The organism is Clostridium aquiflavi (assembly GCF_031344075.1).
GTDB lineage: Bacteria > Bacillota > Clostridia > Clostridiales > Clostridiaceae > Clostridium > Clostridium aquiflavi.
Window position 1 is genome coordinate 16,295 of the sequence record NZ_JAVJAN010000006.1, and the last position, 13,532, is coordinate 29,826.

Genomic DNA, 13,532 nt, shown 5'->3' on the forward strand with positions numbered 1-13,532 from the left:
TATGCTAAAATTGTAACGTTGATAAAAAATGTATTTTTAAATATTAACACACATTGAAAATATAGTTAAATAAAAAAAGTATACTAAAGACGGGGAGGTTCATTTAGTGGCATATATATTAATAAATGAAAAAGAGGTTTCTGTAAAAGAAGAGGGTAAAACTATTTTAGAAGTTGCATTAGAGAATAATATAGAGATACCAACCTTATGCTATTTAAATGATTGCAGTAATACAGGAAAATGTGGAGTGTGTGCTGTTGAAATAGAAGGACAAGAAGAACTAGCATTATCTTGTGAAACATTAGTCAAAGATAAAATGGTTATAAGAACTGATTCAGAAAAGGTACAAGAAGCTGTTAAATTAAGAATGGCAGAAATGTTAGATAAACATGAATTTAAATGTGGTCCTTGTAAAAGAAGAGAAGACTGTGAATTTTTAAAATTAGTAATAAAGACTAAAGCTAGAGCAAATAAGCCATTCATAGTTAAAGATAAATCAGAATATGTAGATGATAGAAGTAAGTCAATTGTTATAGATAGAAGTAAATGTGTGCTTTGTGGAAGATGTGAAGCTGCTTGTAGCGAAAAAACAGCTACTAATTCTATAAAAATTGTTGATGATAATTGTGATAAGAAAGTATCAACTATTGATGGAAAATGCTTTGATGATACAAATTGCTTATTATGTGGTCAATGTATAGCTGCATGTCCAGTAGATGCGTTATCAGAAAAATCTCATACTGAAAGAGTGCAAAATGCTTTAGAAGATCCAAGTAAACACGTAATAGTTGCAATGGCTCCATCAGTTAGAGCTGCTATGGGTGAAGCATTTAAAATGGGATATGGTGTTGATGTAACAGGAAAAATATATACAGCTTTAAGAATGTTAGGATTCAATAAGATATTTGATATTAACTTTGGTGCTGATATGACAATAATGGAAGAAGCAACAGAACTTATTAGTAGAGTAAATGAAGGTGGTCCATTCCCTATGTTTACATCTTGTTGTCCATCATGGGTAAGAGAAGTTGAAAATTACTTCCCAGAGTTTATAGATAACTTATCTAGTGCAAAGTCACCTCAACAAATTTTTGGTGCTGCAAGTAAAACTTATTATCCTGAAATAGAAGGATTAGATCCTAAAGATGTATTTACAGTGACAATAATGCCTTGTACATCAAAGAAATTTGAAGCTGATAGAGAAGAAATGGAAAATAACGGTTTAAGAAATATAGATGCTGTAATTACAACTAGAGAATTAGCAAAAATGATTAAAAATGCAAAAATAAATTTTGCTAGCTTAGAAGATAGTGAAGCCGACCCTTCAATGGGAGAATATACTGGTGCAGGAGCTATATTTGGAGCTACTGGTGGTGTTATGGAAGCAGCTTTAAGAAGCGCAAAAGACTTTATAGAAAATAAATCACTAGAAGAAATAGAGTATGAACAAGTAAGAGGCTTAGATGGAATAAAAGAAGCTACAGTTACATTAGGAGGACAAGAATATAATATAGCTGTTATTAATGGCGCTGCAAATGTATTTGATTTTGTTAAGAGTGGAAGAATGGACGAAAAGCAATATCATTTCATTGAAGTAATGTCCTGCCCAGGTGGATGTGTAAATGGTGGTGGACAACCTCATGTAAATTCAAAAGACAGAAATAAAGTAGATGTTAGAACTGTAAGAGCATCTGTTTTGTACAACCAAGATAAGGGATTAGCTAAGAGAAAGTCTCATGAAAATGCATCATTATTAAAGATGTATGAAACTTATATGGGCAAACCAGGAAAAGGACTAGCTCATGAATTATTACATATAAAATATAAGAAAAGATAAGATGTTTATTTAAACATGGCATGGTTTAGTAGAGTGTTCATATATGCATAAATAAAGTGGACTGAGTAATTGAAATTAGGAATACTAAAATGAGTATAGTCCAATTACAATGCCACTTTACATATTGCATATATGAACACATATTTAAATATGAAGTATTTTAGACTCTATAGATATAATGATATTAGGTAATTTAATTGTTTTAATTATGTTATTTAGTATAAAATATATTTTGTAGAATCTATTTTTATATTTTAAATTAAATACTTAATTAAGAATTAAAAAATACTAGATACTAAATCAAATTCTTAGTTTATTAAAACCATTTAAAAAGTATATAATATAAAATTAATTCAAATATAAAACTAGAAAAAATTTAGTTGAGAATTGAAAGTGGGGTACATATGAAGCTTTTAGCAAGTGATTTAGATGGAACTTTAGTAGTTGGAAACAATTTAAGAAATGATAAGGATTTAACTTTAATTAATAAGCTTAAAGAACGAGGACATAAATTAATTGTATCAACAGGTAGAAGTTATGACATGGTAATACCTTTAATGGAGAAGTATGATATAGAATATGATTATTTATTACTTTGCAATGGAAGCTTAATTATGAATAGAGCACATGAAATGGTATTTGATGAGTGGGTATCTAATGAAATATCAAAGAAGATAATAAATGATTATTACAATGATGAAACATTAGTTTATTTAGATAATTTTAAGAATTCTATTTTTATAGATAATCCTAATCTTGATAAATCTGAAATTGGTGATATGATGGATTTGTTTACAAAGAAGATATACATTGAAGATGCAACATCATCAAAAGATGATTATAAAATAATAAGTTTATCACCTGTAGATAAAGATCAGATTAAAGCAGAAAAAATAAAAGATGAAATAATTAAAAAGTATGGTGAGCATGTAGAAGTATATAGAAATCAATTTTTTGTTGATATAGTACCGAAAGGATGTTCAAAAGGAAATGCGCTTAAGAGAATATTAGAAGTAGAAGATTTATCAAAAGATAATCTTTATGTTATTGGAGATTCATTCAATGATGTTTCAATGTTTAACATAACTCATAATAGCTATACTTTTAATGATTCAGAAGATAAGGTAAAAAAATATGCTAATAATGAAGTTGATTATGTATATGAAGTTATTGAGGACTTATTATCTAAGTAATTAAAATAGGATCTATTTTAAAAATGTGTTGATATTGTAGTATAAAGCTCGTGGATATAGGAATTTACTTTTGGAAAATTACTTTTGACAAATCTCCATTAATAGTTCTAAAAAGCAAATTCCAACGCCACTGCACTCATACACAAAAATATTTACAGTCTTCTTTTAAATTGAATTTTTTTAAGTTTTATATTTTTACTTTTTATCTAAGTTATTTTTAAACCTAACTTATGAGCAAAAATTTATCATTTCACTATGAAATTCTTAATACAATTTAAATTGATCTATCTGCATAAACATGTTAAATCAATTTATTGTAAACATTCATATCTGTTTCTTTTGACATAAGCTTTCCCATCATTAGAACAATTCTAGTGAAATGTTCAGATCTCAAGTGCTTATCTAAAGAATGTTTATTTTCCCATTCTTCAATCATTGTCAGAATTTTAGCATCCTGTTCATCTTGATACATTTCATACTTTATGCATCCTTCTTCTTTTCTTGTGATTTCTACTAGTTCTTTACATAGTTCAATAATTTCGTTAATTTTATCCTCTTTGGCAAAATTTCTTGCGACTACTTTTATCATTTATATCCCTCACTTTTTTAATCTTTACCATCTATCATAATGTATTCTTGTTTTATTAAATCTATCTGCTACTTTTCTTTCTTCATCTGGATATCCAACAGGTATTATTGATAAAGGAATTACACTAGATGGTAAATTTAGAAGTTCTTTTATTGCATCTACCCTATCTACTATTGGGTAAACACCTAACCATACTGCACCTAAACCTTTATCTTCAGCAGCTACTAATATATTTTCTGTGGCAGCTGAACAATCCTGTACCCAAAAGCCTTTAAATATTTCTTTTGATTCATCTCCACAAACTATAATTGCTACATCTGTATTTAATAGCATTTTTGAATATGGATGTACTTCAGTTATTTTTCTCATAATCTCTTTATCTCTTAAGACTATAAATTCCCAAGGTTGTTCATTTGCCGCAGAAGGTGCTGCCATACCTGCTTTTAATAATTCTTCAACAATCTCATCACTTACATTTATGTTCTTATACTTTCTTATACTTTTCCTGTTTAATATTGCATCCATTTATATATACCTCCTAATTGATATTTTTTATAATCAATGATATTATTATAAAAAATAAGTTTATATATAACAAGTACGCACTATTTTGTATTATAGTACCTAAAAGGATACTATTGAAAGGATGATAACTATGAGTTCTAATTGCAATACTTTAGAATTTAAAAATAAGAATTATAGATGTACCTTCGAAATTACAATAGACTTAATTGGAGGAAAATGGAAACCTATTATTATTTGGCATTTAGGTACTAAGGGAATACAGCGATTTAATGAATTAAAAAAAGCACTTCCTAAAATAACTCAAAAAATGCTAACTCAACAGCTAAGAGAACTAGAAGCAGATAATTTAGTTAATAGAAAAGTTTATCCTCAAGTTCCGCCAAAGGTTGAATATTCATTAACTGATGTAGGTGAGAGTTTAATGCCTATTCTTAGTATGATGTGCAAATGGGGAGATGATTATTATAAACTAAATCTTTAAAGTATTCATATTACTTGGTTTATCTATGTAACATCTAAAAACAGCTTTTCAGTTTCACCTGTAAATAATTTTGTGTAAACTGAAGAAAATAAAGAGAAAAAATTAAGGCCATTCCAATTAAGGAATAGCCTTTTAATTTTATTATTTATTTGATGCAGCAAATTCTAAGTATTCATCAAATGTCATAGCTCTATCAACAATAGAACCATCATCTTTAATATCTATAATTCTATTTGCTATAGTTTGAACAAATTGATGGTCATGAGAAGCAAAAATTATATTACTGTTATAATTTTGTAAACCATTATTTACAGCAGTAATTGATTCAAGGTCAAGGTGATTAGTAGGTTGATCTAACATTAATACATTTCCATTTGAAAGCATCATTTTAGATAACATACATCTAACCTTTTCTCCTCCAGATAATACATTAGCTTCCTTTAGAGCTTCTTCTCCAGAGAATAACATTCTTCCTAAGAAACCTCTTATGTAGCTTTCAGATTTTTCCTCTGAGTATTGTCTAAGCCAATCAACTAAAGAAAGATTACATCCGTCAAAATATTCTGAGTTATCAGTTGGGAAGTAAGAATTAGTTATAGTTATTCCCCATTTAAATTCTCCACTATCTGGTTCCATTTCTCCAGCTAGTATTTTGAATAATGTAGTTACAGCAATTTCATTACCGATAAGAGCAATTTTATCACCTTTATTTACCATGAAATTAATGTTATCTAAAAGCTTAACTCCATCTACAGTTTTAGATAAATCTTTAACTGTTAATATGTCATTACCAACTTCTCTTTCAGGTGTAAATCCTACGAAAGGATATTTTCTGCTTGAAGGTTGGATATCATCTAAAGTGATTTTATCTAATAATTTCTTACGAGAAGTAGCTTGCTTAGATTTAGATGCATTAGCGCTAAATCTTGCAACGAAGTCTTGTAATTCTTTAATTTTTTCTTCTTTTTTCTTATTTTGATCTTTAGACATTTGAAGGGCTAATTGACTTGATTCATACCAGAAATCATAGTTACCAACATAAATCTTAATCTTTCCAAAGTCAACATCAGCCATTTGAGTACAAACTGAGTTTAGGAAATGTCTATCATGTGATACAACTATAACAGTTCCATCAAAGTTTCCTAAGAAATCTTCTAACCAATTTACAGCCTTTAAGTCAAGACCGTTAGTAGGTTCGTCTAGGATTAATATTCCTGGATTACCGAATAAAGCTTGAGCTAAAAGAACTTTAACTTTTTCTCCTCCAGTTAATTCTGACACATTTTTAAAGTGATAATCAGTGCCAATTCCTAAACCTTGTAATAATGAAGAAGCTTCAGATTCTGCTTCCCAACCATTAAGTTCAGCAAATTCACCTTCTAATTCAGATGCTTTAATTCCATCTTCATCAGAAAAATCTGGCTTTGCATATATCTCATCTTTTTCTTTCATGATTTGATATAATCTTTCATTACCCATTATTACAGTTTCTAAAACTTGACAATCATCATATTTGTAATGATCTTGTGTTAATACTGACATTCTTGTATTTGGAGCAATTATAACTTCACCAGTATTAGGTTCAACTTCACCTGAAAGTATTTTAAGAAAAGTACTTTTTCCAGCACCATTTGCTCCAATAACTCCATAACAATTTCCTGCTGTAAATTTAAGGTTTACGTCTTCAAAAAGTTTACGTCCACCAAATCTAAGACTAACATTTGATACAGTTATCAATAAATTTCCCTCATTTCATTGAATATTCATTTCGTTATTATACCACATAAAGCTACATAAAGAGAATATTTAAAGGAATTAAAAGCATCTTTATTATTGACATTTTTGTAATTTAGATGATAAAATTAAGAAAATTGTAAAGATGGAGAGTAATTATTATGATATGCACTAGATTTATATTATTAAAATTAAATAACGCATATTACTGTAACTATTATAGACAGAGCTTGTATTAATAATTTTTTATTATAGATGCGAGCTTAAAGTATGAATTTAAGTTTGTATCTGTGATGGTTAGAGTTATTCATTATTCTCAATTTTAACCACATGGATAAGCTGTGTGGATGTAGAGTATTAGTATTGTAGGCAACCACATAGTAACACTATGTGGTTTTTTTATTCTTTGTAAATTATAAAAAAAGAAGAATTTTATGATTAGTTCAAAGTAGTCTTTATGATTTTTTATTTATTTTAGGAGGGACAGTAGGAATGGCTAAAAGAGAAAATTTTAAGAGTAGGACTGGTTTTATACTTTCATGTATAGGAGCAGCAGTAGGGCTAGGAAACATATGGATGTTTCCATATCGATTAGGTCAAAATGGAGGAGCAGCTTTTTTAATTCCATACTTTATTTTTGTATTGTTATTAGGTTCAACAGGATTAATAACAGAATTTGCATTTGGAAGAAAATTTAAAGGTGGTTCAGCAACAGGAATTATAACAACATTTGCTGAAAAAAATAAAAAAGGTGGAAAGTTAGTAGCGCTAATACCTGTAATAGGATTAGCAGGTGTATTTATGTTTTACAACATAGTTGTAGGATGGATAATGAAATATTTTGCAATGAGTATTACAGGAGAACTGTTTACAGTAGATGTTAATAGCTTTTTTACAGGATTTTCAGGAACAAGTCAAACAATAGTTTGGAACTTTATAGCTATAGCTTTAACATTAGTTATAGTTTATGTAGGAGTAACAAAAGGTATAGAAACAATAAATTCAATAATTATGCCAGCATTGTTTGTAATATTTATTTTACTATCAATAAGATCACTTACACTCCCAGGAGCAATGGAAGGTGTTAAATACTTATTAAATCCTAAGTGGGAATTTTTACTTAAACCTAATACTTGGATAATGGCTTTAGGACAAGCTTTCTTTACAGTATCATTAAATGGTTGCGGAATGGTTGTATATGGTAGTTACATAAAAGATGATTTCGATATACCAAAGTCTGCTTTAAGTACAGCAATATTAGATACAATAGCAGCATTACTTGCTTCATTTGTTATAATGCCATCTGTATTTGCATTTAATTTAGATCCAATGGCAGGTCCACCATTATTATTTATAACAATGCCAACAATATTTAAGGCTATGCCTGGTGGAAGACTAATAGCGATAGTATTCTTCTTAAGTTTAATATTTGCAGCTGTATCATCATCTATTAATATGTTGGAAGGTCCAGTTGAAGCATTAATTTCACAAACAAAGCTTAATAGAAAAAAGGCATCCATTATAATAGCTATAATAGGATTTATATTATCAATACCTTTAAATTTAAGCATGGCTAGCTTTGATAATTTCACTAATTTCATCACAATAATAGTATCACCACTAGCAGCGCTTATAGTATTTTTAGTATTTTACTATGTAGGAGATTCTAAAAAGGCACTTATAGAGATAAACAAAGGGTCTAGCAGAGAGTTAGGAATTAACTTCATATATCTTGCTAAATATGTCTTTGTAATTATAACTATAGTAGTTATAATACTTGGAGTTATATATGGTGGTATTGGTTAAATAAAAAATAAACAATAAAATAAAATCATATGAAAAAGCACTACCATTTTTAGTTGAATGGAGTGCTTTTTGCTTACTAAATACTTTTTAAATTATATAATTAAAAACACAAATGAAGTGACATAGTGTTCCTAGCATTATGAAAACATGAAATATTTCATGAGATCCAAAAACGCCTATCTTTATTTTATCTTTCTTTAAGGCATATATTACCCCACCAATTGTATACATCAAGCCGCCTAAAACAAGCAGGCTTACACCTATTGGTGAAAGCGCTATTGATAATGGGTAAATTGCAAAAATAGCAAACCAACCAATAGTAATATATATAACGCTGCTTAACCATTTAGGACATGTAACCCAACAAATTTTAAATATTATCCCAACTAAAGCAGATGCAGCAACTGCTATAAAAAGTTTATTGCCAATAGAATTTTGTAATGCAATTAAGCAAAATGGTGCATAAGAACCTGCTATAAGTACAAAAATCATAGAGTGATCTACTTTTTTTAAAGCTTTAATAATTTTTGAATCTGCAATAACAGAGTGATATGTTGCTGAAGCACTATACAGTAAAATCATGCTAATTCCAAAAAGGATGATAGAGACATATTCTATCAAAGATCCTTGTGACATATTTACTTTAATTATCATTAAAACTAATCCTACTAATGATAAAACAGCTCCTATAAGATGTGTTAATCCATTAACTGGTTCTCTTAAATATTTATCCATAAATACCTCCATACTCAATACGTAGTTTTTAAAACTATATAACAATATATTAATATTATTATATATAGTTATATAAAAGTCAAAGATCATAAAAACTTATTTTAAGCTATTTAAATCATATTTTTAGCTATTTTCTTGAATTTTATAAGTAATACTATTAATATTAAATATAGACAAGATAATATGTAGTTTCAAAAACTAGATTAGGAAGTGGAATAATGACAAAAGATATATTAAATATAATGGAAAACTTAAACTTAGATAAAAAAATAAATTTAGAAGATATACCTGAGCTAGATTTATATATGGATCAGGTTATTCAATTGTTTGAAAATAAATTATCAGTCCTTAAAAGAAAGGAAGATGATAAAGTATTAACTAAAACTATGATTAATAATTATGCTAAGGCGAAATTATTAATGAGTATAAAGAATAAAAAATATTCAAAAGAACATTTAATATTAATGAGTTTAATATACGATTTAAAGGGTGCATTATCAATAAATGATATAAAGCTTACATTAGATAATATAGTTAAAAAGTATGAAAATAATGAAGAATATGATTTGAGATCTCTTTATAAAACGTACTTAGATATGAATTCTCAAGATGTTAATGAATTTAAGGAATACATGAATGACAAAGAAGAAAATGTAAAGAATCTTTTAAGCGAAAATAATATAAATGGTGATTTTGAAGAAAAATTTTTACTTGTTGGATCAATGATATCTATGAGTAATATGTATAGAAGAATGGGCGAAGCTTTAATTGATGAATACTTTATGGGAGATGAAAAGTAAATGAAAAATTTTAATGATTTGCGCAGAGATTTAATAAATATAGATGGAAAAGGATATAAATCATATAAGCAACTTGAAGGTAGTTATGAGTTTAATGAGTATATATTAGCAATAGATCATGTACAAGGAGATCCATTTGCAACGCCTTCTAGAGTAAGAATAATAATGGATAAAAAAGTTTCAAATATCCCAGAAGAATTAGTAAATAACAATTACAAAAAGATTGCTGTTAAAGATTATTTAACTAGAACATTTTATAAAAATATATATTCATGTAGCAGTAAGATTTTTGGGTCAGGAAAAAGTGGATTAATTTCTATAAGTAAATGCACACAAGAAATTTTAGACAGAACTTCTATTGTGATAAGTGATAAAAAAATAGAAGCTAGAATAGAAGTAGGATTTCCAGCAAGGGGTAGAAGTGTTCTTGCTAAGGAATTAGAAAAGATTTTATTTGATTTTCTACCTAAAATTGTAGAGTCATCATTAATTTATAAAAACATAGATAAAGATAAACTTATAAAACAAGTGAGATTAGTTGAAGATCAAGAGTTTATAAGAAATGAATTAAAGAACAATGATTTAATTGGATTTATTGCAAATGGATCGATATTACCTAGAGAATCAGGAGTATCAACTAGGCCTTTAAAGGATGGAATACCATTTAAATCTCCTGAAAATTTAGAGGTTAAATTCAATTTACCTAATAAGGGTGAAATTGTAGGAATGGGAATTAAAAAAGGTATAACAATTATAGTTGGTGGAGGTTATCATGGAAAATCAACACTATTAAATGCATTGGAATTAGGTATTTATAATCATATTGAAGGTGATGGAAGAGAATTTGTAATAACAGATAATGCAGCATTAAAAGTTAGAGCAGAAGATGGTAGAGTAATAAATAAAGATGATATATCATTATTTATAAATAATTTACCTAATAAAAAAGATACAACTAAATTTTATAGTGAAAATGCAAGTGGAAGTACATCTCAAGCAGCAAATATAATAGAAGGAATAGAAAGTGGAACTAATGTATTTTTAATAGATGAAGATACATCGGCTACTAATTTTATGATTAGAGACGATATAATGCAGATGCTGGTTTCTAAAGATAAAGAACCTATAACACCTTTTATTGAAGTTGCTAGAGATTTGTATAATCAAAAAGATATATCAACAATTATAGTAGTAGGAAGTTCTGGAGATTATTTTGATATTGCAGATAATGTAATACAAATGGATTGTTACAATATAAAAAATGTAACAGAGCAAGCTAAAAGTTTAAGTAATGGAAAGATACTTTCTAAAATCAAGGAAAGAAATCTTGATATAAAGATAAATTTAAATAGGGTTATTAAAAAAGGAAGCATTGAAAAAGGTTATAAAGGTGTAAAAATAAAAACTCTAGGAATAGATGGATTAGTAATTAATAAAGAAAATATAGATTTAAGAGCAGTTGAGCAAATAGTGGATAGTGAGCAAATTAACACTATTGGAGAGATTATGAAATGGGCAGAAGATAATGTTATAGATGGAAAGAAAACATTAATAGAAGTAACAGATGAAATAATGAACTATATAGAAAAGAACGGAATTATATCAATTAGCAATATAAAAGGTGGTCATGGCAGACTATCAATGCCAAGAAGACAAGAAATAATGGCCGCATTCAATAGATTTCGTAGTTTAAAAATATAAACTCTATTTTTATAAATGTTCAGCATAGAATTAGGATTAGCAAAAATAAATTTTGAATATGGGTTAGAAGAATTTAATGGGGGTAGTGAACAGTTAAAATAAATCTATAAATATCTATAAAAATATATCTGCTTTTTGTAGATATACATATATAATCAAGAGGTGATGTAGATGAAATTTTATTCGATAGGCAAGTTTTCTAAACTTACAGGAAAAAACAACATAAACTTTGAGGAATTGGGTTAAGAAGATGATTAAGGAGTTGTTAGAAGATGATACTTGCGAAAAAAGTTAGATTATATCCAACAGAAGTTCAAGAGCAAAAGCTATGGCAATCTGTTGGTACGGCAAGATTCATTTATAACTGGACTATTGCAAGACAAGAAGAAAATTATAAAAATGATGGTAAGTTTATTTCAGATAATAATTTAAGAAAAGAAATAACTCAACTCAAAAAAACTGAATTAACTTGGCTTAAAGAAGTTTCAAATAATGTAGCAAAACAAGCTGTTAAAGATGCTTGTGATAGTTATAAAAGATTTTTTAAAGGGCTTTCTGATAAGCCGAAATTTAAGAGTAGAAGAAAGTCTAAGCCATCATTTTATAATGATAATTGTAAGCTAAAAGTTAAAGATAATGCAGTAAATATTGAAAAAGTAGGTTGGATAAATATTAAACCTTATTCAATTCCTTTAGATACAAAATACTCAAATCCAAGAATAAGTTTTGATGGAAAGTATTGGTATATATCAGTAGGGATTGAAAGAGAAATACCTAAAGTAGAACTTACAAAAGAAAGCATAGGGATTGATGTTGGAGTCAAGGATTTAGCTATCTGTAGCAATGGTATGACTTTCAAAAATATAAATAAAACAAAAGAAGTTAAAAGACTTAAAAAAGTTTTAAAGAGAAAGCAAAGAAAAGTTAGTCGAAAATATGAAATGAATAAAATAGAGAAAGGTGGTGAAAAATGTTGCCGATTCAAAAAGACTAACAATATTATAAAACTTGAAAAGCAGATTAGATTACTTCATAGAAGATTAACCAATATCAGAAGTAATCATGTTCACCAAGCAACGAATAGGATAGTGAAAACCAAACCTTCTAAAGTTGTGATGGAAACTCTTAATATCAAAAATATGATGAAGAATCGTCATTTATCAAAAGCTATTGCAGAACAATGTTTGTATGATTTTAAAGTAAAAATGAAATACAAATGTGAGTTTTATGGAATAGAATTTATAGAAGCTGATATATGGTTTCCGTCAAGTAAAACTTGTAGTTGTTGTGGAGCTATCAAGAAAGATTTAAAGCTTAAAGACAGAATTTATCAATGTTCTTGTGGACTAAAGATAGATAGAGATTTTAACGCTTCAATAAATCTTTCAAAATATGAATTAGCATAATATCACCCAAAAGATAATGCTAATATGTACGATTCGTTGTATCGGAATTTAAGACCTTGGACTGTCATATCAAATGAAAGTAGCATATGGATTTATTCATTGCAAAATCAGACAGGTAGAATAGGTAATTAAACAAGATTTATAGATATTTATAGATTTTTGGCAACGGAAAATATGAGAGGTTTAAAAAATAAGATATTAATATTATTGATATTTATAGCTTCAATTTTGGCAGTTGGATGTAGTGAGCAAAAAGTTAATGACGCTAAAAGTGAAAATGAATGTGTAGTTGAAGAAAGTTTTATAGAATCTATAAAATTACCTGAGGCTATAAAATCACCAGAAGATATTATAATAGAATCATTTAAATATGAGAATTCACATCAATTAAAAAATTTATTGACTTGTTATACAACAAGATATAAGGATGTTAATTTTAGATTAGATAATTTAGAAAGTTGCAGATTGGATTCTTTAGAGTTAATAACAGATGAAGGAATTTATAAAAGCTATTTTACAAGTGGAGTAGAGATAAAAAGAGAAAATGTAAGAAAATATGTTGTTAAATATAATGTACAATATAGAGATCAAAGTAAAGAGCCAGAAGATAGTGGAGACTATGAGAAGATGTTTACTTTGATTAGAGAAAATAATCTAGGTGAATGGAAAATAGATGGTATTGGAGAATCATAAGAAAATCAGTGGATCTTATATAGAATAAAAAT

General features: G+C 27.8%; 12 protein-coding genes. 8 read left to right on the forward strand and 4 right to left on the reverse strand.

Annotated features, from left to right (window positions below; translation table 11 throughout):
• Nucleotides 1–106: 106 nt before the first annotated feature.
• A complete protein-coding gene (locus RGC78_RS02990) occupies nt 107–1,837 on the forward strand; it encodes a ferredoxin hydrogenase (protein WP_252224164.1) in 1,731 nt (576 codons plus the stop codon).
• 404 nt (nt 1,838–2,241) lie between these two features.
• Complete coding sequence (locus tag RGC78_RS02995) at nt 2,242–3,030, forward strand: HAD-IIB family hydrolase (RefSeq protein WP_252224166.1); 789 nt, start codon at nt 2,242–2,244, stop codon at nt 3,028–3,030.
• A gap of 301 nt (nt 3,031–3,331) precedes the next feature.
• On the opposite strand, the gene RGC78_RS03000 is transcribed toward RGC78_RS02995, so the two are convergent.
• Both RGC78_RS03000 and RGC78_RS03005 read right to left on the reverse strand, forming a co-directional pair.
• Nucleotides 3,332–3,619, reverse strand: coding sequence for a putative quinol monooxygenase (locus RGC78_RS03000; protein WP_252215837.1), 288 nt, complete (start codon nt 3,617–3,619; stop codon nt 3,332–3,334).
• Nucleotides 3,620–3,643: 24 nt separating this feature from the next.
• A complete protein-coding gene (locus RGC78_RS03005) occupies nt 3,644–4,144 on the reverse strand; it encodes a nitroreductase family protein (RefSeq protein WP_252224168.1) in 501 nt (166 codons plus the stop codon).
• A gap of 130 nt (nt 4,145–4,274) precedes the next feature.
• Between RGC78_RS03005 and RGC78_RS03010 the strand changes: the two genes are divergently transcribed.
• The gene (locus tag RGC78_RS03010; RefSeq protein ID WP_252215831.1) at nt 4,275–4,625 is read left to right on the forward strand and encodes a winged helix-turn-helix transcriptional regulator; all 351 of its coding nucleotides are present in this window, start codon (nt 4,275–4,277) and stop codon (nt 4,623–4,625) included.
• A gap of 141 nt (nt 4,626–4,766) precedes the next feature.
• Here the strand turns inward: RGC78_RS03010 and RGC78_RS03015 are convergent, their stop codons facing one another.
• Nucleotides 4,767–6,362, reverse strand: coding sequence for an ABC-F family ATP-binding cassette domain-containing protein (locus tag RGC78_RS03015; protein WP_252224170.1), 1,596 nt, complete (start codon nt 6,360–6,362; stop codon nt 4,767–4,769).
• Nucleotides 6,363–6,851: 489 nt separating this feature from the next.
• Between RGC78_RS03015 and RGC78_RS03020 the strand changes: the two genes are divergently transcribed.
• Nucleotides 6,852–8,165 carry a sodium-dependent transporter gene (locus RGC78_RS03020; RefSeq protein WP_252215824.1) on the forward strand — a complete coding sequence of 438 codons (1,314 nt, stop codon included), beginning with the start codon at nt 6,852–6,854 and terminating at the stop codon, nt 8,163–8,165.
• Nucleotides 8,166–8,252: 87 nt separating this feature from the next.
• On the opposite strand, the gene trhA is transcribed toward RGC78_RS03020, so the two are convergent.
• Complete coding sequence (gene trhA, locus RGC78_RS03025) at nt 8,253–8,900, reverse strand: PAQR family membrane homeostasis protein TrhA (protein WP_252215821.1); 648 nt, start codon at nt 8,898–8,900, stop codon at nt 8,253–8,255.
• A gap of 218 nt (nt 8,901–9,118) precedes the next feature.
• On the opposite strand from trhA, the gene RGC78_RS03030 reads away from it, so the two are divergent.
• From RGC78_RS03030 to RGC78_RS03045, 4 genes are all read left to right on the forward strand, one after another.
• Nucleotides 9,119–9,700: a DUF1836 domain-containing protein gene (locus tag RGC78_RS03030; protein ID WP_205449058.1), complete on the forward strand. Its 582-nt coding sequence runs from the start codon at nt 9,119–9,121 to the stop codon at nt 9,698–9,700.
• A complete protein-coding gene (locus tag RGC78_RS03035; RefSeq protein WP_309556020.1) occupies nt 9,701–11,401 on the forward strand; it encodes an ABC-ATPase domain-containing protein in 1,701 nt (566 codons plus the stop codon).
• Nucleotides 11,402–11,673: 272 nt separating this feature from the next.
• Nucleotides 11,674–12,807 (forward strand): RNA-guided endonuclease InsQ/TnpB family protein, encoded by a 1,134-nt coding sequence (locus RGC78_RS03040; RefSeq protein WP_309556021.1) that lies wholly within the window; start codon nt 11,674–11,676, stop codon nt 12,805–12,807.
• A 174-nt stretch (nt 12,808–12,981) separates the two neighbouring features.
• The gene (locus tag RGC78_RS03045; protein ID WP_309556022.1) at nt 12,982–13,500 is read left to right on the forward strand and encodes a DUF4829 domain-containing protein; all 519 of its coding nucleotides are present in this window, start codon (nt 12,982–12,984) and stop codon (nt 13,498–13,500) included.
• Nucleotides 13,501–13,532 lie beyond the last annotated feature (32 nt).